This is a genomic window from Micromonospora sp. NPDC047467, from assembly GCF_040643095.1.
Classification (GTDB): Bacteria; Actinomycetota; Actinomycetes; order Mycobacteriales; family Micromonosporaceae; genus Micromonospora.
In genome coordinates, this window is sequence record NZ_JBEYTO010000012.1 from 160,130 (window position 1) to 181,056 (window position 20,927).

Sequence of the window (20,927 nt, forward strand, 5' to 3'; positions counted from 1 at the left end):
GTTGTTGACGGCAACGTATTGCGGCGGACGGCCGATCTGCAAGGCGAGAGCCTGTTGAAAATGTAACAATCCGGCAATATAGACGTGGCGCAGTGTTCACACGTCCCAGCCGTCCCCGCAGCCCCTCGCCCACCTGAGGGCCGCTCCGCGCACCCCCGTCGACCTGGCGATCTCGCCCCGATCGACCCCGGCCGCTGCCCTCGAAGCTCTCACCAGGCAGGACCGGCGGACCGCCGCGTGTGGGGCGGCCATGCGCCGGTGGACAATCTCGCGCACCCTACCCGCCGGTCGGCGGTACGCGCCAAGGCCTCCACGACCGGGACCGTCGATGCGACAAACCCGGCTGGTGGCCGACGCCACACGGCCTCATCGCGGCCAGCGTCGATGGGTTCGATGTACCCCGGTGTCCCTCGACGCGTCGATCGTGGCCGTACGCCCGACCCGCACGAGCCGGGTCAGCTCGGGTGCAGCATTGCATCGGTGCGTCACGATGTCTTGGCGGACCACGTCACCGACCGGATCGAGCCTTCGACATGACGACCGAGCAGACCGCGTCACCCCCACGTACCGGCGGCGGCATCGTGGCCACCCGTCTGGGACAGACCGTCCGAGGTGGCCGCCGCGTCCTGGACGACATCTCGCTGACCGTCGCGCCGGGCGAGGTGGTCGCGATCATCGGCGTCAGCGGCGCCGGCAAGACCACCCTGCTCGAGACGTTGGCCGGGGTGCGACGACCGGCGGCGGGTTCCGTGGCGTACGACGGCGGCCCGGCCGACGGCACGGTCGGCTTCGTGCCGCAGGACGACATCATCCACCGCGAGCTACCGCTGGAACGCACCCTGCGCCACGCCGCCCGGCTGCGTCTCCCGCCGGAGGCCACGCCGGCCGACGTGGCCCGCCGGGTCGCCGAGGTGCTCGCCGCGCTGCGACTCGACGAGCGGGCCGACGTGCCGGTGGGTCGGCTCAGCGGCGGTGAGCGCAAACGCGCCAGCATCGCCGTCGAGCTGCTCACCCGGCCCGGCGTTTTCTTCCTGGACGAGCCCACCTCCGGGTTGGATCCGGCGATCGCCGTGGAACTGCTGCGGGTGCTGCGCGCCCTCGCCGACGCGGGGACCACGGTGGTGCTCACCACCCACCAGGTCACCGACGTGGACCGCTGCGACCGGGTGGTCGTGCTGACCCGCCAGGGCCGGTTGGCGTACGCCGGCACGCCGGCCGGCGCCCGGGACTTCTTCGGCCTGCGCTCCCTCGCGGAGGTGCACCTGCGCCTCGACGAGGAGACGGACCCGGCCGTGTGGCCCGACCGCTTCACCGCGCACCGCGCTGCCGACCCGCCCGCCGGTACGCCCCACCCACCGTCCGGCACGGCCGACCAGGGCAGTGTCGTGGCGCGGCGCGGGCGGGTCGGCCGACTGCGGCAGTGGGCGGTCCTCACGACGCGCAACGCGGAGATCGTCGCCCGTAACCGGCTGACCCTGGCCATCCTGCTCGGCTCGCCACTGATGGTGCTCGGCATGTTCGCGCTGCTGTTCCGCCCCGGCGCGTTCGACCCGGCGCGGCCCAGCCCGACCGTCACCGTGATGATCCTGTTCTGGATCGCGTTCGGCGGTTTCTTCTTCGGGCTGACCTACGGCCTGCTCCAGATCTGCACCGAGTTGCCGATCCTGCGCCGGGAGCGGTTGGCCGGGGTCCGACTCGGCCCGTACCTGTTGGCGAAGGTCGCGGTGCTGCTGCCGCTGCTGGCCCTGGTGGACCTGGCCCTGCTCGGGGTGCTGCGCGGCATCGACCGGCTGCCGCCGGTCGGCGGCGGCGACTTCGCCGCCCTGTACGCGACGTTGCTGCTCTCCTCGGCGGCGGCGCTCGCCCTCGGCCTGCTCTGCTCGGCGGCCGCCTCCGACGCCGCCCAGGCGACGCTGATGCTGCCGATGCTCTGCTTCCCGCAGGTGCTGTTCGTCGGCGCGATCCTGCCGGTGCCGGCCATGGCGGTCGGCGGCCAGTGGCTCAGCTACGCGATGTCGAACCGGTGGGCGTTCGAGGGCCTGGGGCACACCGCCGGGGTGGAGCGGCTCTGGCGCGACGGCGGTTCACCGCTCGGCCCGCCCCTGCTCGCGACGTACGGCGACAGCTTCGCCCAGCCGGTGTGGGTGAACTGGCTGGTGCTCGGCGGGTTCGTGGCGCTCTTTCTCGCGGCGACCTGGGTGGTCCTGGTGTGGCGGGAGGCCCGCCGTGCGTCCTGAGCACACCACACCGACGACCATGCCGGGGTACGCCGACACCACCCGCATCGACGACCTGCGCGCCAGCGACTACCGGCACCTCGACCAGGCGGGTCAGGTCTACCTCGACTACACCGGGGCCGGGGTCGCCGCGCAGGCGCAGGTGCGCGCCCACCACGACCGGCTGCTCGCCGGCCTGTACGGCAACCCACACTCGGAGAACCCCACCTCGGAGGCGTCCGGCGCGAGTGTGGACTCCGCCCGTCGCGCGGTGCTCGACTTCTTCCGCGCGGACCCGTCCGAGTACGCGGTGGTCTTCACCCCGAACGCCAGCGGCGCGTGCCGGCTGGTCGGCGAGGCGTACGACTTCGGCCGGACGGCACCGTTCGCGCTGACCTGGGACAACCACAACTCGGTCAATGGCATCCGCGAGTACGCCCGGGCGGCCCGCGCGCCGGTGCGTTACGTGCCGCTGGCCGGCCCGGAGCTGCGGGTCGCCGAGTCGGACCTGGTCCGTGTGCTGACCGCCGGCCGCGAGAGCCGGCCCGGACGGTGGGGCCGACCCGCCCGTCGCGGGCTCTTCGCCTACCCGGCGCAGAGCAACTTCTCCGGGGTGCAGCATCCACTGAGCTGGGTGGAGCTGGCCCACCGGCACGGCTACGACGTGCTGCTCGACGCCGCCGCGTTCGCGCCGACGAACCGGCTGGACCTGAGCGTCGTACGGCCCGAGTTCGTCTGCCTGAGCTGGTACAAGCTCTTCGGCTACCCGACGGGTGTCGGCGCGCTGCTGGCCCGCCGGGACGCGCTGGCCCGGCTGCGCCGGCCGTGGTTCTCCGGTGGCACGATCCGCGCGGTAAGCGTGCAGGGCGACTGGCACCGCCCGATGGACGACGAGTCGGCGTTCGAGGACGGCACGCTCAACTTCCTGAGCATCCCCGACGTGGAGTTCGGGCTGCGCTGGCTCGACTCGATCGGCGTGGACCTCGTGCACACCCGGGTCGGGCTGCTCACCGAGTGGCTGCTGGCCCGGTTGACCACGCTGCGGCACCGCAGCGGCCAGCCGCTGGCGCAGGTGTACGGGCCGGTGACGGGCGAGGGCCGGGGCGGGACCGTGACGTTCAACTTCCGTCACCCGGACGGCACCCTGGTCGACGAGCGGCTCGTCGCGCGGGAGGCCGCGGCGGCCGGTTTCCTGCTGCGTACCGGCTGCTTCTGCAATCCGGGCGCGGGCGAGGAGGCGTTCGCGATCAACCAGGGTTCGCTGCGGCGACGGCTGCTCGCCCGGGTCGACTCGATCGACCAGTACCTCGACGCGCTGCGGCTGCCGACCGGGGGCGCGGTGCGCGTGTCCTTCGGCCTGGTGTCGAACGCGAGCGACGCGCAACGCTTCCTCGCGTTCGCCGAGTCGACCTACCTGGACCGGGACGCCACGACCGGATCGCCGCTGCCGCCCCGGCTGCGCTGTTGACAAGTGCCGCGGCCCGGACGGCAGGGGCCTGGTCCGGCTAGCCGACCTGGACGACCGGCGCGGTGCGGTGCTTCATCTCCTCCATGAACGCGAACCGGGTGGTGAGCTCGGCGAGCGTCATCCCGGCGCGCCAGGCGGCGGCCATCTGGGCCACCTGGAGCAGATCCATGGCGTCGCCCCGGGCCTGGACCTCACCATCGACCCGAAGGTCGACCATGAAGTATCGGGCCTGGGAGCCGAGCCCGACGCAGACAACGCCCTGGTCGGAGTGCACCTCGGCGCAGGTGAACCGGGCACGGCCCTGCTCGGGGGCGGTCACCCGGCCGAGGTCGAGTTGGTGCCGGGTGGCGGTCTCGATGAGCGCGGGGGCCAGGCCACCCCGCTCGACCAGATCCGGGTAGAGGCGCACACCCAGCGCCGTCGACGCGTCGCTCATGACTGACTCCCACTTCCTTGTGACAGAGACCAGCAGCTCGCACGTTACGGGGAGGTTTCGAGCGAGCCTTCGTCATCCTGTCCCCCATGGACGGCCCACGGCAATAGGAAGAGTCGATTCGCCCTCTATCGGAGTAAGGCGCGTTTCGCGCCTTGTAACCACCGGTGTTCACCACATCCTCGAATTGGAAACACTCTTGACAGAAAGCCGCCATATCGACACTCTTCAAAAAAGAGAGCGCTCTCCGCATGATCCGGCGCGAAGCCTCCGCCACCCCCCTCCCGCTGAGGAGCCTCCCGTGTTCACAGCCCGTCCCACCACCCGCCTGCGACCCCTCGTCCTCGCGGCGGTCGCGCTCATCGCCACCGCCGCCGCCCTCGTCCTACCCGGGCACAACGACAAAGCCGAGGCCGCCATCGGCCCGATCACCTGGCAGGACGAGTTCAACGCCTCGGTCGGCACGCCCGTCGACCAGAACAAGTGGCGCTTCGACATCGGCGGCGGCGGCTGGGGCAACAACGAGCGGCAGTACTACACCAACAGCACCAGCAACGCCGTCCACGATGGTCAGGGCAACCTGGTCATCACCGCCCGCCGGGACAACCCGGCCAACTACCAGTGCCACTACGGGCGCTGCGAGTACACCTCGGCGCGGCTGCTGAGCGCGGCCACCTTCACGCAGACGTACGGCCGGTTCGAGGCTCGCATCAAGATTCCGCGCGGCCAGGGCATCTGGCCGGCGTTCTGGATGCTCGGCACCGGCGGCGGGTGGCCCGACGCCGGCGAGATCGACATCATGGAGAACATCGGCCGGGAGCCCAACACCGTCTACGGCACAGTGCACGGCCCCGGTTACTCCGGTGGCGGCGGCATCACCGGCAGCCGCACGGTCGGCAGCCCGCTCGCCGACGGCTTCCACACCTACCGGGTGGACTGGGAGCCGAACGTGATCACCTGGTATCTCGACGGCGTGCAGTACCACCGGGTCGACCCCGCTCGCCTCGGCGGCAACCGCTGGGTGTTCGACCACCCGTTCTTCATGATCCTCAACGTGGCGGTCGGCGGTAACTGGCCCGGCTACCCGGACGGCTCCACGCAGTTCCCGCAGCAGATGCTCGTCGACTACGTCCGGGTGTCCAGCTACACCTCCGACGGTGGCGGCAACCCGACTCCCGGCACCAGCCGGATCCGCGGCGCACAGAGCGGCCGCTGCATCGACATCCCCAGCGCCAACCCGGTCGACGGCGCCAAGCTGCAGATCTGGGACTGCAACACCACCGCCGCGCAGGCCTGGACCTTCGCCTCGGACGGGACCATCCGCGCGATGGGCAAGTGCATGGACCCCGCCTGGGCCGGCACCGCCAACGGCACCGAGGTCAACCTGGTCACCTGCAACGGCAATCCCGCCCAGCGCTTCACCCTCAACGGCGCGGGCGACCTGGTCAACATCAGCGCCAACCGCTGCGTGGACGTCCGGGAGGCCAACCCCAACAACGGCGGCAAGCTGCACCTGTGGGACTGCATCGGCGCGTCCAACCAGAAGTGGTCCCGCATCTGAGCACGGCACCGACGGCCTGCGGGCCGCCCGACACCGTTGTCGGGCGGCCCGCTGCCGACAGTCAGTCCAGACCCAGGCCGCGCCGACCGGTGGAGTTCAGGTCGTCGGCCTGGAATCGGTTGGACCAACTGCGCTCGTAGTGCTCGGCCGGGAAGTCGGTCGGGCTGGACCCGGTCCGGAAGGCCTCGCGGACGGCCGCCGAGTACCGCTCGTTGCGCGGGCACCACGGCGCCGCGGGGATGTACATGACGTTGCCCCACCCCTGCTGGTCCCGCACCGGTGCGACGCTGTGGATCATGTCGCAGTGCCACCAGACGGAGTCGCCCGCCCGAACGTCGGGAATGCCGCTGAGGGCCTCCACCAGCAGCGGGTGCCACCGCTCGCTGACCGGGAAGACCTGGTTGACCGTGACGCCGCACATCTCGTCCGCGGGCACGTCGGCCAGCAGCGGCCGGAGCATCAGGTAGGCCATCGCCTCCGGAATCGGGACGGTGTGCAGCACCCCCTGGTCGTGGTCCATGTCGGACAGGGCGGTCCAGCCCTGGAACGTGCGGAAGGCCGAGCACATGGTGCTGCCGGGGTACTGCGGGCCGGCGGTGCGGTGGGCGGCGTCCCAGGGGTCGTACCGCTCGACCGTTCCGTCGAAGAGGTGCCGGAAGGCCCTCTGGTACGCCTCGGTCATCCACAGGTCCAGGGTGCCGGGGTCGAGGTGGGTGCCCAGCCCGTTGGACTCGGCGCCCGGCGGCCGGCGGCGGATCCGGTCCGGGTAGAGCGAGTCACGGTCGGGGTCGAACCAGCGCACACCGTCGGACTCGTGCTTCCACTGACTGTTGAGGAACGCCTGCACCCGGGCCATCCGGTCGCTCTGCCGAGCCTGCATCTGGGCGGCCGACCAGTAGATCGGGTAGATCTCGGGCTTCGACCCCACGCTGCCGAAGAAGTCGTCGCCGGGGCCTCGGTATTCCTCGAAGAACCTGTTCGAGTCCACGTAGTCGACGATGTCGCGGTCCCAGTCCAGGGCCTGCTGGCGGTCGAAGTGTCCGCGTACGACGAGGCAACCTCGCTGACGGAGCTTCGCCACCTCCTCCGCCGGCACGGTGCCGGCGGCGATGTCCGCGTACTCGATGACCGGCCAGATCGTCTCGCCGCGGTCCCGGGCGGCGGCGATCTCCTCGACCCGCGCCCGGACGCGCCGCTCGACGACCGCGAACACCTCCTCGACCGTCCGGCCGGAGGCCTCGATCCGGGCCCGTAGCGCCGCCTTGATCTCGCGGATGGCGGACGGGAGGTCGTCCGGGGTCGACTCCCAGTGCGGCAGGGACGGGAGCGGGGCGACGGCCAGGTCGGGCTGGGCGTTCATGGCGCGACTCCTTCTAGTAAGGGCTCCTTCTTGGAAAAGACACTAGGCGCGCCCACCCCTTCTAGGCAAGACTCCTGCCTAGAATCGTGACGTGACCACCGTCAAGCCCTCACTGGAGTTGCTCCGCTCGCTGACCGACGAGCACGTGCTGCGCGAGCTGATGCGGGAACGGCGGCTGACCCGCGCCGACCTGGCGGCCCGCAGCGGCCTCTCCAAGCCCACGGTCGGTGAGAGCGTGCGCCGGCTGACCGAGGCCGGGCTGGTCGTCGACACCGGGGAACGGACCCCCGGCGGGCGGGGCATGGGCCGCGTCGGCTCGTACTACGCCCTCGCCGACACCGCCGGCACCGCCCTGTCCATCAGCATCGCCCCCGACGGGGTGGTGGTCGAGCGGGTCGACGCCCACGGCGACGTCGTCGGACGGACCCGGCACGACATCAGCCGGCCGGCTCGCGCCGAGCGGGTGGCCGCCGCACTGCGCTCCGCCACGACACAGGTCCAGGAGGGCGGCGGGGGAACCACCCGGCTGGCGGTCGTCAGCGCCGCCGACCCGGTGCGACGCGACACCGGCCGGCTCGTCCGGCTACCCGACGCGCCGTTCCTGCTCGGCGACCTCGACCCGGTCGCCGAGCTGACGCCACACGTCGCCGGCCCGGTCATCGTCGACAACGACGTCAACTGGGCGGCGCAGGCCGAACGCGACCTCGACCCGGCCGGCCTGCGCGACTTCGCCTACGTCTTCCTCGGCGAGGGGCTGGGGTGCGCGGTCGTCAGCGACGGCGCGGTCCGCCGGGGCCACACCGGCGTCGCCGGCGAGATCGCGCACCTGCTGACCACCGGCCCGAACGGCCAGGCAACCCGGCTCATCGACGTGTTCGCCGACCTGGACCTCCGCCACGCCGGCACGACGGCCATCGACGTCGAGCGGGTCCACCGCCTCCCGGCGGCCGGCACCGCCGCGTTGGGGCACGCCGTGAGCGGTGTGCTGGCCGCCATCGTCGCGCTCGCCGATCCCCGACTGGTGCTGATCGGCGGCTCCTGGGGCACCCATCCGGTGATCCTCGACGCCATCACCACGGCCTTCGACCGGATGCCCCGGCACGTCGAGGTACGCCCGGCGCGGCTCACGGACGAACCGTCGCTGACCGGCGCCCGCGCGGAAGCCCTCGACCGTCTCCGCGCGGCCGTCATCGCCCAGCGGACGACCTGACACCGACGAGGACGGCTTTCCGCCGATGCCGGGAGTAAGCGACGAATCGCGGTTATGTTCGGATTATCCCGATTCGGCGTCGCCAGGAGTGAGTCCATGTCGCACCACCTCGACACCCCCCTCGCCGCCCAGGGCGGCCAGCTCTACATCGACGACCTGTACGTCTTCAACGGCGACCGCGCCACGGTCTTCGTCATGGACGTCAACAGCTCGGTGACGAAGGCCGACATCAAATGCGGCTTCCACGCCGAGGCGCGCTACGAGTTCAAGATTCACTTCAACAGCGCGGAGACCGAGGAGCTGGCCTACCGGTTCGCCTTCGGTGAGCTGGACGGCGACAGCAGGCAGACCCTCCAGGTGTACGAGCTGACCGGGTCCGATGCCCGCGACGACAGCGCGATGGGCACTCCCGTCGCCCAGGGCCGCACCGGCGAGGTGTGCGGCGGAGGCAACGTCCGGGTCTGGACCGGACGGATCACCGACCCGTTCTACATCGACCTCGGCCAGCTCGCGACCGTCAACGCCGCGTTCAAGAACCGCGCGAAGCTGGACCGTTCGGCGTGGCGGGCCGACAAGGCCACGAACAGCTTCGCCGGCACCACCGTCGAGTCGATCGTTCTTGAGGTGTCCCAGGACGAGCCGCTGCTGCGCGACGGCACCGATATCGGCGTCTGGTGCCGCACGCTGCTGGCCACCGACGCGGGCGGGTGGCGTCAGATCAACCGCGCCGGCCACCCGATGATGTGGCCGATCTTCTGGCCCACCGACACCGACTTCTCCGACCCGGCCAACGCGCGGCATCCCGGTCACGATCTCCAGGAGGACGGCGAGGAGATCGCGTCGGCGGTGGCGGGGGTCGTGGCGGCGAACGGCACCGCGCCGAATCCACAGTCGTACGGCTGGAGCGTGGCCCGGCAGCTCTACCCCGACCTGCTGTCGTACAAGGTCGGGACGACGGCCAACTACGGCTTCGCCGCCCGCAACGGCCGCGCCATGGCCGACAACGCGCCCGAGGTGATGTTCTCCCTGGTGCTGAACACCGCCACGACCTCCGGCCTCACCTCGGACGTGACCTTAGGCGCGCGGGCCGACACGTTCCCGTACGTGGTGCCGGCCTGATCGGCCCCGCCGAGGAGGTCTGTCGCGGGAGGCGGGGCCCGGTCAGCCCGGGATCTCCCGCGGGTCGCGACTGCGCGGGTAGGTGTTCTTCTCCCCGATCGTGCCGTCCTGCTTCTTGATCACGTGCTCGACGCCACGGTCGGCCGCCATCTCGCGACCCTGTGCCTGCGCCTCGGCCTTGTCCTCGTGCGTACTGCTGGCTCGCTCGTTGCCCTCCGGGCGGTTCTTCCACTGCCCGTCCTCGTGGTACGTGTCGACGTCACCCTTGGCCACGATCGGCTCCTCTCCACGTCTGAACTGTCTGCCGGACACAGTGCCCCGAGCCGCGCCGGGCAAACGTGAGGGGTCATCCTCAGCAGACTGTCGCGTCACGCGGGCGGGCAGTTGTTGCTCGCCCGCTTGAGGATCTGCTCGCGTTCGTCGGTGGTGATGCCCGACGGCTCGCCGTCGAAGTGGGTCTCGACCTTCTCCCAGCCGCGACGCTGCTCGTAGTGCAGGTGCGGGGCACCGGAGTTGCCGGTGCTGCCGAGCCGACCGATCTGCTCGCCCTGGGCGACCCGCTGACCGACCCGGACCGACGGTGGTTCGAGCAGGTGCAGGTACTGCGTCTCCCACTTGCCGCCGTGGTCGATCTTCACCCAGTAACCGCCGCCGCGACCGCGCGGGCCCTCCGGGTTCTCCGGGTTGCGTCCGCCCACCGACCCGTTGACGCCCGCCACGGTGACGGTGCCGGCGTACGACGCGAGCACCGGCCTCCCCCACGTCTCACCCTCGGTCGGGAACAGGTCGACGTCGTAGTCGTCATGGCCGGGATAGGTGCTGAGCTGCCACGTCTCGCCGCAGGCGACAGGCATCTGGAAGAGCGGGCGTGGGCCGGGTGGGCGCAGCAGCGGCACGACGACCAGGGCCACGCCGACGACGACAGCCAGCGCGACGAGCGCGACGAGGAGGCCGATGATCCGGCTGCGGGGGCGGCGGTGGGAGCGGGCTCGGGTGGGGCGGCCGGTCGTCACCGGCCCGAGCATTCCAGACGCCGGCAACGCGTGTGGTCCGGGTGACCGCATCCCCGGGGACCCGGGGCCAGCTCACCGCTCCGGAAGGCGGTGAGCTGGCGTCGGGCCGGGCCGTCAGCAGCGCGGCACGTTCGGGATGTATCCGTCGTACCCGGTCAGCACGTACGCGTCGGAGACGTAGCGGTTGGTGCCGATCCGGTTCCAGACGGAGGTCGTGCCGTACGGGCCGGTGACGGTGCTGCCGACGGCCTGGCAGTAGACGGCGACGGTGGTGCCGTCGGCGACCGAGCCGACGACCGGATAACTGGCGCCGGGGCCGGAGCGCACGTTGAGGGTGCTCGCGCTGGTGCTCACCGTGCCGGAGCCGATGCCGGTGATCCCGTTCACCAGTTGCAGGTAGTAGGTCCAGTTCCAGTTCGGGCCCGGGTCGGTGTGGGTGGCGCCGGGCACCTCGTTGTGCCCGATGATGTGCGCCCGATTCTTCGGGATGCCGTACCTGGTGGCGAGGCTGCGGGTGAGCGCGGCGGACGCGCGGTACATCGCATCGGTGAGCCAGGCGGCGTTGTCGACGTACCCCTCGTGCTCGATGCCGATCGACTGGGTGTTGTAGGTCCAGTTGCCGGCGTGCCAGGCGATGTCCTTCTCCCGCACCGACTGGGTGACCGCCCCGTCGGAGGACCGGAAGGTGTAGTGCGCGCTGGCCTGCGCTGCCGGGTTCTGGAACCAGCCGACGGTGCCGGCATACGAGCCCTGCGCCGTGTGGATGACGACGCGGGTCACCGGGTGGCTGGCCGGTCGGCTGGCCACGGTGTAGTTGCTGGTGCTGGCCGGCGCCCACGCGGCCGGCCCGTAGTCGGTGCTGAGGGTGCCGACCCCTGCGGGGTCGGCGCCGGCCGGTGCCGCGACCGCGACGACTCCGGTCAGGGCGGTGGTCAGGGCGAGCAGGAGGCGACGTCGGTAGGAGGGTCGAACGGGCATGGGCACTCCTCGCGGTGTCTGAGGTTGGCGGCCGGTGGGCCGCCAACCTCGGCGGTCGAACTCGTCAGCACCAGCCGTTGACCGGACCGTTCACACCCGTCGACAGGTAGGCGTCGGACACCCAACTGCCGTCGCTCAACCGGTTCCAGAGCGCCGTGGTGCCGTACCGCCCGGTGTGGGAGGTGCCGTTGGCGGAGCAGGAGATGGTGACCGTGGCGCCGTCGGCCACCGAGCCGAGCGAGCCGTAGCCGGTCCCCGGGCCGGCGCGGCGGGTGAGCACTCCACCGCCGTTCGCGTCGACCACGCCCTGGTTGAAGCCGAGCGCGCCGTAGTTGTAGAGGCCGCCGCCGACACCGGCGAAGGCCGATCCGTGCCGCGCCCCGCCCTGGTAGGCGGCGGAGCCGTTGGCCAGCACCCATTTGCCGATGTCGTGTCCGGCGATCGGCACGTACGCGCTGTTCTGGCGGAGCCCGAAGTGGACGTGCCGGCCGTAGGCGGCCCCACCGCAGGTGACATCGGTGCCGGTGTTGCCCAGAACGGCCCCCTGGCCGACGCTGGCGCCGTTGACCGAGATGCTGTTCCACAGGTGGTAGTAGTCGGTCGAGTAGCCCCGGTCGTGGATGACCCGGATCCATCCCCGACACATCGTGTACGCCGCGCCGGCCCGGGTCGCGCGGACCACCTGGTCGCCGCCGGCCAGGTCGATCGAGCTGTACGGCGACTCGGTGCCGCCCCAGCCGTGCGGGCCGCTGGTGAGCGTCCACGTCTGGCCCACACCGAACGGCAGGGCCATTCCGGTGCGGTAGTCCCCGCCCGCGTACATCGGGGTCGGTGTGGTGGTGAGTACGCTTCTCTCCGCGCCGCTCACCAGGGGTGACTCGGCGGCCAGTTCGGCGAAGGCAGCTTCGCCGTCAAAGGCGATCCGCCATCCGGCGTGGTCGGCGCGGGCGATGAAGACCGACCCGGTCGGGTGGGCGTCCTCCTGTCGGGGTGCGACGGCGACGGCGGTGCCGAAGGCCCACCGGCCGCTGCTGCGGCTGACGGTGATCCGGGTGTCCGGTTGCGCGCCGGCGGCGGCCGTCCTGGCGGTGCCGAGGAGTTTGGCGGTCACCGCGTCGGTGAGCGTGGGGGCGGTGGCGGTCGGCGCGGCGACGCTGGGCGCCGCCCAGAGCAGGCTCGTCACCGTGAGCAGGGCTGCGGCTGCGCCGCCGGCCCACCGTCGATCGACTCTCATCGTGACCTCACTTTCGATGCGGTTGAGGCCGGGGCGATGGGGAGCCTGCGGCCGCTGGCGGGTGGGGGTACCGGCGAGGCTGAGCAGGGCGTTGCCGCACAAACAACGAGAGTGATGAATATTGACGCTGATTGTTGTGTAGCAATCCGTCGAAGTCAACGTACTCATCGAAGGTTTTCTTCGTCCCGGGATTTCGCACATCCGCCGTCAGGTGAGCGGTGACGGCGACTCGGCGCCGGGGATCGTCAGCCTCGGCGCACCGGATCCGTCCGCCGGCACGCTCCAGACGTCGGGCTGACCGTCGTCCCGGCGCAGCGTGTAGGCCAGTGTCCCGCCGTCCAGCCAGGCCGCCTGGTCGTCGACGCTGGTGGTCTCGGCCGTCGCGGTGACCCGCATGGTCGCCAGGTCGAGGACCGACAGGCGCCAGCCCTTCGCCGGGTCGGCGTCGATCGCCTCCTTGAACGCGATCCGGGTGCCGTCCGGTGACAGCGACGGGCACTCGACGTTCTCCCGCAGAGTCTCGACGGTACGGGCGGCGACGTCGCCCCGGACGAGGTACCGCCTACCCCCGGTCGACATGGTCGCGTAGAAGCGGTTGTCGTCGGCGGTGAAGGTGACACCCCAGTAGTTGATGTCCGCGTTGCGGTAGCGCCGACCGTCGCGGGTGATCGCGAACTCCTCGAGCGAGGCCACCGTGGCACCGGTGATCGTGTCGAGGATCCCGGTGCGGGTGGAGAAACCGCTGGCGGTGTAGGAGTCGCCCCCGACGAACGTCGTCCAGGAGACCATCCGGCCGGAGGCCGAGACCCGCGCCCGGTTGGGCAGGCCGGGCACGCTGACCGCCCGCGTCTGGCGCAGCGTGACGTCGAGCACGACGACCTGGTACGACCACGCGGTCTCCGGCTTCAGGCACACGCCGGTGCCGGCCGCGGCGTACACCCGGAGGCATTCCAGGTCGGAGACGTCACGCGGCCCGTCGGGGTCGGCCGTGGCGACGGTGGAGACGTGCCGGTCCGTGATCGCCAGCAGTCGCGGGCCGGGTGCCAGCGTGACCGCCCGGTCGCCGGTGGCGGGCGACGGCGTCGGGGCGGTCTCCGCGGCCGTGGCGGCGTAGCCGGCCGCCACGCTACCCAGCAGCACGGCCGAGGCGGCCACCACGCCAAGCTTGGCTCGGGTCGACATCATCGGGGCACCTTCCGGGTGGTGAGACGGATCGGAGCGGCCAGCAGGAGCAGCGTGCCGACCAGGACGACGGCGACGGCGACGGCCGCCGCGCGGATCGCGGTCTCCGGCCCCCACGCCTGCCACGCGAGACCGAACAGGACCGAGGAGACGAGGTACGCCAGGGCCTGCCCGGTCTGGACCAGCGCGATGCCGGTGGTCCGCAGCCGCGCGGGCAGCACCGGGCCCGCCAGCGCGATGAGCACGCCGTCGGTGGCCGCGTAGAACACGCCGTACAGCGCCAGGGTCAGGGCGATCAGCGGCCAGCCGTCGATCGGGCCGGCCAGCAGCAGGTACGTGGCACCGAGGGCGGTGTAGCCGCCGACCACCACCGGCAGCCGGCCGATCCGGTCGGCGAGCACGCCGAGCGGGGCGGCGAGCACCAGGTAGGCCAGGCTGGTCCCCACCGCGAGCAGCGGAAACCAGCGCAGGCCGAGATCCTCACGGCGTTGCAGCAGCAGGTAGACAAAGCCGTCGCCGATGGTCGCCAGCCCGAGCATCGCCGCAGCCAGCACCAGCCGACGGGCCGGCCCGCCGCGGAGCAGACCGGCCGCCTCGCGGACGGAGACCGTCGAGTCGTTCGGGCCGTCCACCGGCTCGCCGGTCGGACGCTCGCGAACGAAGAGCACGAGCACGACCACGGCGAGAGCGGCGATGCAGAAGCTGGTGACGAAGACCGCGTCGTAGGACTGCCCGACGACCAGCAGGACCGCGAACGCGACGAGCGGCCCGAGGAACGCGCCGACGCTGTCCATCGCCCGGTGCACGCCGAACGCGCGACCCAGCGCCTCGGGTGGCGTGGAGAGCGTGATCAGCGCATCGCGCGGCGCGCTGCGCACACCCTTGCCGAGCCGGTCGACGGCGATGACGGCGCCGATCGCCGGTATCGACCGGCCGGCGAGCAGCAGGCCGAGCTTCGCGACCGCCGAGAGCGTGTAGCCGACACCGGCGATCAGCTTGCGCCGTCGGAACCGGTCGGCGGTGAAACCACCGACGACCCGCAGCAACGCGGTGGCACCGGTGTGGACGCCGTCGAGCACCCCGAAGGCCAGCGGGCTGAGCTGGAGGCCCAGCACCAGGTAGAGCGGCAGGACGGCGGCCACCATCTCGGCGGAGACGTCGGTGATGAGGCTGACCGTGCCGAGCGCGACGACGTTGCCGCTGACCAGGGCGAGCCGGCGTCGTCGCGGACCGGACCCGGGCGGGTCGGTGACCGGACGGGAGACGGTCGACAGATACACGAGCATCTCCTCGGTTCGGCGACTGACGGTCAGCCATCGTGGCGGCGAACCGGGGCGGCCACAACGGACCGGGTGTGGCCGTCAGCCGTGGCGCGGGTGAACGCGCACCGAACATCGAGGTGTTTGCCTCGCGGGACGCGCTGTTCATTCGCCCGTCGCCCGCCGGCTCATTGACCTTCCTATATTCCTTGCGCTCTCCACCCGCAGAGAAGGAGTCCTGCATGGACATTCGTTTTCCCCGACCATCGGTGACGCTGGGGACGGCCGCGATGCTCGTCGTCGCCACCGCCACCGTCGTCCTGACCGGCTCGGGTGCCGCGTCGGCGGCGAGCGTGACGTTCACGCCCGTGGCCGACACGTACGTCCAGAGCGACACCGCGTCCACCAACTACGGCACGTCCACGCAGGTCGTGGTCGACAACTCACCCGCGCGTCGGATGTTCCTGCGCTTCACGGTGAGCGGTGTCAGCGGCACGGTGACCGGCGCGAAGTTGCGGCTGCGCACGATCAGCGGCAACAGCGGCAGCGACGCCGGTGGCACGTTCCGCCGGATGTCCAACACCACGTGGTCGGAGACCGGCACCACCTGGAGCAACCAGCCGGCCATCGACGGCGCCACGTTCGGGTCGCTCGGCGCGGTCAGCGGCAACACCTGGTACGAGGTCGACGTCACCTCCGCGGTCACCGGCAACGGCACGTACAGCTTCGGCGCGACCTCGACCAGCGGTGACGGCGCCTACTACGACACGCGCGAGAGCGGAGCCGACGCTCCCCAACTGGTGGTGACCACCGGAACCACGACGCCGCCGCCCTCCGGCGACCCGGTGTTCGTCGGTGTCGGCGACATCGCCAACTCCGGCTCCGGCGACAGCGCCACCGCCACGCTGCTGGACAGCGTCCCGGGCACGGTCTTCACCACCGGCGACAACGTCTACGACAACGGCACCGCGGCGGAGTTCAACAGCTACTACGAGCCCACCTGGGGTCGGCACAAGGCGCGTACCCGCCCGTCGCCGGGCAACCACGACTACAACACGTCGGGCGCGTCCGGCTACTACAGCTACTTCGGCGCGCAGGCCGGCCCGAGTGGTCGCGGCTACTACTCGTTCGACCTCGGCAACTGGCACATCGTGTCGCTGAACTCGAACATCAGCATGTCGGCCGGCTCCACCCAGGAGCAGTGGCTGCGCGCCGACCTCGCCGCCAGCAGCAAGCCGTGCACGCTGGCCTACTGGCACCACCCGCTGTTCACGTCAAGCTCCAACCACGCGCCGTCGACGTCGACGCGTCCGCTGTACCAGGCGCTCTACGACTACAACGCCGACGTCGTGGTGTGGGGCCACAACCACGTGTACGAGCGGTTCGGCCCGATGAACCCGTCCGGTGGTTACGACGCCAGCCGGGGCATGCGCAGCTTCGTCGCCGGGATGGGCGGTGCGAGCCACTACAGCTTTGGCACGATCCAGCCCAACAGCGAGGCACGCAACAGTTCGGCGTACGGGGTGCTGAAGTTCACCCTGCACTCCGGCACCTACGACTGGCAGTTCGTGCCGGTCGCCGGGCAGACCTACAACGACAGCGGCACCGGCGCCTGCCACTGATCTCGCGCGGCGGGTCGCCTCTCCCGGGCCGGACGGTCCGGGAGAGGCGACTCCCGTTTCAGAGCTGTTGGACCCAGTACGGGGTGACGTCCATCCAGCCGTTGGCGGCCGCGCCGTTGAGTCGGCCCGAACTGCCGGTGCTGAGCGTGTACCACGAGTCGACGTAGTCCGGGTCGTCGGTCCACCAACTGGCCGGCATCGCGTTGATGATCGCGGTGACCAGCGGGGTGTAGGTGCCGTAGTCCACGATCGCCAGCAACGCGGTGATCAGGGCCGTGGCCAGGTCCCGGTAGTTGGTGTCGCCGTCGTCCTCCCACATCACCACGTCGGCCAGGTTGTACTTGTAGGTGTTGAAGTGGACCAGCAGTTGGTTGGGGTAGTAGACCGTGCCGTCGTTGTCCAGGTAGGGCATCTCCACCACGTTGACCGTCGGCTGTCCGTCGTGCCCGAACCCCGCCACCACGTTGAAGATCTCCGCGTTGCCCTTGATCCAGGTCTCCTGGTCGTTGCTGAGCCGGATGGCGTTGACCTTGGTGGCCCAGTAGCCGGCCTGCGTCGTCCTGGCGGACCGGACGCCGCTCAGTCCTCGCTCGGTCAACTCCTGCCGCACCTGCGCCAGGCCCTGCTCCATCGCCCTGGTCACATCGACCTCGACCACGAGCACCGGGCGGCTGGGCAGCCGAACCGGATCCAGCAGGACCCGATTACCGGCAGGGTCGTACGCGGTGACGCTGGTCAGCGCGTCATCGGTCGGGGCCGCCGCCACGAGGGGAAGCGCGGTACGCGTCGACCCGACCGCCATGTCCGGGTGCCCGAGTCGGAGATGCAGCACGGAGCCGGTGGAAGCCGACAGTCCCTTCGCCGTCAGCACCGCCGCGTTGGCGGCCCGGGCAGCGCGGTCGACCCGGGAGCCCAGCCGGGCCGCCAGCGGGTCCACCGGTCCGGCGGTCACGGCCGCGAGCGCCCGGGCGCGGGTGGCCGGATCGGCGAGCGCGCCAGCCACCTCGCGGGCGAGCCGGTCGGTGGCCGAGAAGACCGGGCCGCTGCCGGACGAGGCGACCTCGGCCGAGGTCGTGTCGACCGGACGGGCGTGGGCGGGGGTCGAGGCGATCAGGGTGGTTGCCGCCAGCGTGAGCGACAACGCGCTGAGCCGGAACGAACGGGGATGCATGAGGGCTCCTCTCCAGTCGCGACGCCAGCTCGTGACCGGCGACGCGGGCGTGCCCAGATGATCGCACCCATTCATCGGTGTTGGTCAATGACAAGCATTCCGGGCCGACACGCGTGTCCCCTGCCACCCGGAGGTGCGCAGGGGACATCCGTGCCGTCGTGGCGTCAGCGGGCCGCGCCGGCCCGGCGCTTGTTGTAGACGTCGAAGGCGACCGCCACGAGCAGGACGAGCCCCTTGACCACCGACTGCGTCGACTGGTCGACGCCCATCAACTGCATGCCGTTGCTCATCACCGCCATGATCAGGCCGCCGACCATCGCGCCCACGACGGTGCCCACCCCGCCGGTGACCGCCGCACCCCCGATGAACGCCGCGGCGATCGCGTCCAGCTCGAACATGTTGCCGGCGGCCGGCTGCGCGCCGTTGGACCGCGACGAGTAGATGACACCGGCCACCGCCGCCAGGAAGCCCATGTTCACGAACATCCAGAAGTTGACCGTACGGACCTTCACCCCGGACAACGCCGCCGCCGACAGGTTGCCGCCGATCGCGTAGACCTGGCGACCGAAGACGGTACGCCGGGTGAGCAGGCCGTAGACCAGCACGAGGACCGCCAGGATGATCAGCACGATCGGCAGGCCGCGGGCGTGCGCCAACTGCCAGGCGAAGTACATGATGACCGCGCCCACGGCGACGACCCGGGCGACGAACAGCGGGAACGACTCGACCGGCTGCTGGTAGCGGATCCGCGCCACACGGGCGCGGAAGCCACTCACCGCGTACCCGGCGACGGCGATGGCGCCGATGAGCAGCGTGAAGGCGTCGAAGCCCTCACCGCCGAGAAGTCCGTTGAGGAAGCCCGCGGCGACGCGCTGGTACTCGGCCGGGAACGGCGACAGCGAGATGTTGTCGAGCACCCGCAGGGTGAGGCCACGGAACAGCAGCATTCCGGCCAGGGTCACGATGAACGCCGGGATGCCGACGTACGCGACCCAGAAGCCGTGCCAGGCACCGACCGCGACGCCGACGGCGAGGGCGGCCAGGATACCGACCCACCACGGGTAGCCCTGCTGGATGACCAGGACGGCGGAGACCGCACCGGTCAGCGCGACCACCGACCCCACCGACAGGTCGATGTGCCCGCCGATGATCAGGATGACCATCCCGATCGCCAGGACCAGGATGTACGAGTACTGAAGGACGATGTTGGTGATGTTCCCGGGGCTGAGCGACACCCCGTCGGTCAGGATCGCGAAGAGCGCGACGATGACGACCAGGGCGACGTAGATCCCGCTCTGCCGCAGGTTGTTCAACAGCAGAGCCCGCAGGTCGCTCGTCCCGGTGTGCAGGGCGGCGGCAGGCGCGGTGTCCGGGGGCGTCGGGCGCTCCGTCGAAGGGGTCTTGATGCTGGTCATCCGACGAGCTCCTTGTCCTTTGTCATCAGCTCCATGAGGCTCTCCTGGGTCGCCTCGCCCACCGGCGTGTCACCGGTTATCCGGCCGGCGGCGAGGGTGTAGATGCGGTCGCACATCCCGAGCAGCTCCGGCAGTTCGGAGGAGATGATGATCACCGCCTTGCCGTCGGCCACCAGCCGGTTGATGATCGTGTAGATCTCGAACTTGGCTCCGACGTCGATCCCGCGCGTCGGCTCGTCGAGGATCAGCACGTCCGGGTCGGTGAAGAGCCACTTCGACAGCACGACCTTCTGCTGGTTGCCGCCGGAGAGCTTGCCGACCACCGCCATGACGCTGGGCGCCTTGATGTTCATGTCCCGCCGGCTCGTCTCGGCGACCTTGATCTCCTCGTTGCCGTTCACCCAGCCCAGTCGGGCCAGGCGAGACAGGGCGGCGGCGGAGACGTTGCGGCGGACGTCGTCGATGAGGTTGAGGCCGTACCGCTTGCGGTCCTCGGTGACGTACGCGATGCCGTTGTCGATGGCCTCGGCGACGGTACGGGCGTTGACCTCCCGCCCGTGCATGAACAGCCGACCGCTGATGTCGCGGCCGTACGACCGGCCGAACACGCTCATCGCCAACTCGGTCCGGCCGGCGCCCATGAGCCCCGCGATGCCGACGACCTCACCGGCGCGTACGGACAGGCCCACGCCCTCGACGACCATCCGCTCCTGGGTCGGGTGCCGCACGGTCCAGTCCTCGATCCGCAGCACCTCCTCGCCGGGCGACGACTCGCGGTCGGGGTAGAAGCTGTCCAGGTCACGCCCGACCATGCCTCGGATGATGCGTTGCTGGTTCACGTCGTCGGCGCCCATGTCGAGGGTCTCCACGGCGCGCCCGTCACGGATGACGGTGGTCGAGTCGGCGATCGTGGTGATCTCGTTGAGCTTGTGGGAGATCATGATGCAGGTGATCCCCCGCTCCTTGAGCTGCCGGAGCAGCCCGAGCAGGTGTGCCGAGTCGACGTCGTTGAGGGCGGCGGTCGGCTCGTCCAGGATGAGCAGGCGCACCTTCTTCGACAGCGCCTTGGCGATCTCCACCAACTGCTGCTTGCCCACACCGAGCTGGATGACCGGGGTGACGGGGTTCTCGTGCAGCCCGACGGACGCCAGCAACTCCGCGGCCTCGGCGTTGGCCCGGTTCCAGTCGATGAGGCCGCTCCGACCCCGACGCTCGTTGCCGAGGAAGAGGTTCTCGGCGATCGACAGGTGCGGCACCAGGGCGAGTTCCTGGTGGATGATGACGATGCCGTTGGCCTCGCTGTCCCGGATGCCCCGGAAATGCATCGGCTTGCCGTCGAAGAGGATCTCGCCGTCGTACGAGCCGGATGGGTGCACGCCGGACAGCACCTTCATCAGGGTGGATTTGCCGGCGCCGTTCTCGCCACAGATGGCGTGGATCTCCCCCCGGCGCACCGCGAGGGTGACGTCCTCCAGAGCGGTCACGCCGGGGAAGGTCTTCGTGATGCGACGCATCTCGAGGATGGTGTCGTCCATGGTCACTGTCCTCTGTCAGGTCCGGACGTGGTCCGCCACGACGTCGGGCTCGGCGGGGTGGTGGCCGCCGCGTACGCGCGCACCGAGACGCGGGGATGCCACTGGCGGGAGGACTTCCCGACGGCCGACGAGCGGTGGCTGGGCCATCTGG

The 20,927-nt window shown here is 70.8% G+C and carries 17 protein-coding genes and 1 pseudogene; 7 read left to right on the plus strand and 11 right to left on the minus strand.

What is annotated here, in order from left to right:
- The first annotated feature begins 533 nt into the window (after positions 1-533).
- Both ABZ780_RS28070 and ABZ780_RS28075 read left to right on the plus strand, forming a co-directional pair.
- Positions 534-2,237: an ATP-binding cassette domain-containing protein gene (locus ABZ780_RS28070; RefSeq protein WP_357488009.1), complete on the plus strand. Its 1,704-nt coding sequence runs from the start codon at positions 534-536 to the stop codon at positions 2,235-2,237.
- Entirely contained in the window at positions 2,227-3,684 is a 1,458-nt protein-coding gene (locus ABZ780_RS28075) for an aminotransferase class V-fold PLP-dependent enzyme (protein WP_357488010.1), read from the plus strand. The genes ABZ780_RS28070 and ABZ780_RS28075 overlap by 11 nt, the downstream gene beginning before the upstream one ends.
- Before the next feature lie 37 nt (positions 3,685-3,721).
- On the opposite strand, the gene ABZ780_RS28080 is transcribed toward ABZ780_RS28075, so the two are convergent.
- The gene (locus ABZ780_RS28080) at positions 3,722-4,120 is read right to left on the minus strand and encodes a hypothetical protein (RefSeq protein ID WP_357488011.1); all 399 of its coding nucleotides are present in this window, start codon (positions 4,118-4,120) and stop codon (positions 3,722-3,724) included.
- Between the two features lie 298 nt (positions 4,121-4,418).
- Between ABZ780_RS28080 and ABZ780_RS28085 the strand changes: the two genes are divergently transcribed.
- Positions 4,419-5,678 (plus strand): family 16 glycosylhydrolase, encoded by a 1,260-nt coding sequence (locus tag ABZ780_RS28085; protein WP_357488012.1) that lies wholly within the window; start codon positions 4,419-4,421, stop codon positions 5,676-5,678.
- Positions 5,679-5,739: 61 nt separating this feature from the next.
- Here the strand turns inward: ABZ780_RS28085 and ABZ780_RS28090 are convergent, their stop codons facing one another.
- The gene (locus ABZ780_RS28090; protein ID WP_357488013.1) at positions 5,740-7,038 is read right to left on the minus strand and encodes a DUF1479 domain-containing protein; all 1,299 of its coding nucleotides are present in this window, start codon (positions 7,036-7,038) and stop codon (positions 5,740-5,742) included.
- A gap of 91 nt (positions 7,039-7,129) precedes the next feature.
- Between ABZ780_RS28090 and ABZ780_RS28095 the strand changes: the two genes are divergently transcribed.
- Entirely contained in the window at positions 7,130-8,248 is a 1,119-nt protein-coding gene (locus ABZ780_RS28095) for an ROK family transcriptional regulator (protein ID WP_357488014.1), read from the plus strand.
- A gap of 96 nt (positions 8,249-8,344) precedes the next feature.
- Positions 8,345-9,367, plus strand: a complete 1,023-nt coding sequence (locus ABZ780_RS28100; protein WP_357488015.1) for a DUF4331 family protein — start codon at positions 8,345-8,347, stop codon at positions 9,365-9,367.
- Positions 9,368-9,409: 42 nt separating this feature from the next.
- Here ABZ780_RS28100 and ABZ780_RS28105 read toward each other — a convergent pair whose 3' ends face one another.
- The 6 genes from ABZ780_RS28105 to ABZ780_RS28130 all read right to left on the minus strand — a co-directional run bounded on the left by ABZ780_RS28105 (position 9,410) and on the right by ABZ780_RS28130 (position 15,054).
- Positions 9,410-9,640, minus strand: a complete 231-nt coding sequence (locus tag ABZ780_RS28105; RefSeq protein WP_357488016.1) for a DUF2188 domain-containing protein — start codon at positions 9,638-9,640, stop codon at positions 9,410-9,412.
- A gap of 95 nt (positions 9,641-9,735) precedes the next feature.
- The gene (locus tag ABZ780_RS28110) at positions 9,736-10,392 is read right to left on the minus strand and encodes a M23 family metallopeptidase (RefSeq protein WP_357488027.1); all 657 of its coding nucleotides are present in this window, start codon (positions 10,390-10,392) and stop codon (positions 9,736-9,738) included.
- Between the two features lie 102 nt (positions 10,393-10,494).
- A complete protein-coding gene (locus tag ABZ780_RS28115; RefSeq protein ID WP_357488017.1) occupies positions 10,495-11,358 on the minus strand; it encodes an N-acetylmuramoyl-L-alanine amidase in 864 nt (287 codons plus the stop codon).
- A gap of 64 nt (positions 11,359-11,422) precedes the next feature.
- Positions 11,423-12,592 carry a peptidoglycan DD-metalloendopeptidase family protein gene (locus ABZ780_RS28120; RefSeq protein WP_357488018.1) on the minus strand — a complete coding sequence of 390 codons (1,170 nt, stop codon included), beginning with the start codon at positions 12,590-12,592 and terminating at the stop codon, positions 11,423-11,425.
- 207 nt (positions 12,593-12,799) lie between these two features.
- A complete protein-coding gene (locus tag ABZ780_RS28125) occupies positions 12,800-13,777 on the minus strand; it encodes a hypothetical protein (protein ID WP_357488019.1) in 978 nt (325 codons plus the stop codon).
- Complete coding sequence (locus ABZ780_RS28130) at positions 13,774-15,054, minus strand: MFS transporter (protein ID WP_357488020.1); 1,281 nt, start codon at positions 15,052-15,054, stop codon at positions 13,774-13,776. The genes ABZ780_RS28125 and ABZ780_RS28130 overlap by 4 nt, the downstream gene beginning before the upstream one ends.
- A 221-nt stretch (positions 15,055-15,275) precedes the next feature.
- Between ABZ780_RS28130 and ABZ780_RS28135 the strand changes: the two genes are divergently transcribed.
- Positions 15,276-16,655 (plus strand): DNRLRE domain-containing protein, encoded by a 1,380-nt coding sequence (locus ABZ780_RS28135; protein WP_357488021.1) that lies wholly within the window; start codon positions 15,276-15,278, stop codon positions 16,653-16,655.
- Between the two features lie 58 nt (positions 16,656-16,713).
- Here the strand turns inward: ABZ780_RS28135 and ABZ780_RS28140 are convergent, their stop codons facing one another.
- The 3 genes from ABZ780_RS28140 to mmsA form a co-directional block, all read right to left on the minus strand.
- Positions 16,714-17,826 carry a DUF3103 family protein gene (locus ABZ780_RS28140; protein ID WP_357488022.1) on the minus strand — a complete coding sequence of 371 codons (1,113 nt, stop codon included), beginning with the start codon at positions 17,824-17,826 and terminating at the stop codon, positions 16,714-16,716.
- 164 nt (positions 17,827-17,990) lie between these two features.
- Positions 17,991-19,241 carry a multiple monosaccharide ABC transporter permease gene (gene mmsB, locus ABZ780_RS28145; RefSeq protein WP_357005690.1) on the minus strand — a complete coding sequence of 417 codons (1,251 nt, stop codon included), beginning with the start codon at positions 19,239-19,241 and terminating at the stop codon, positions 17,991-17,993.
- Entirely contained in the window at positions 19,238-20,776 is a 1,539-nt protein-coding gene (gene mmsA / locus ABZ780_RS28150) for a multiple monosaccharide ABC transporter ATP-binding protein (protein ID WP_357005685.1), read from the minus strand. Before mmsA ends, mmsB begins: the two co-directional genes overlap by 4 nt.
- Before the next feature lie 57 nt (positions 20,777-20,833).
- On the opposite strand from mmsA, the pseudogene ABZ780_RS28155 reads away from it, so the two are divergent.
- Positions 20,834-20,927 (plus strand): annotated as a pseudogene (locus ABZ780_RS28155) (hypothetical protein); the annotation flags it as partial.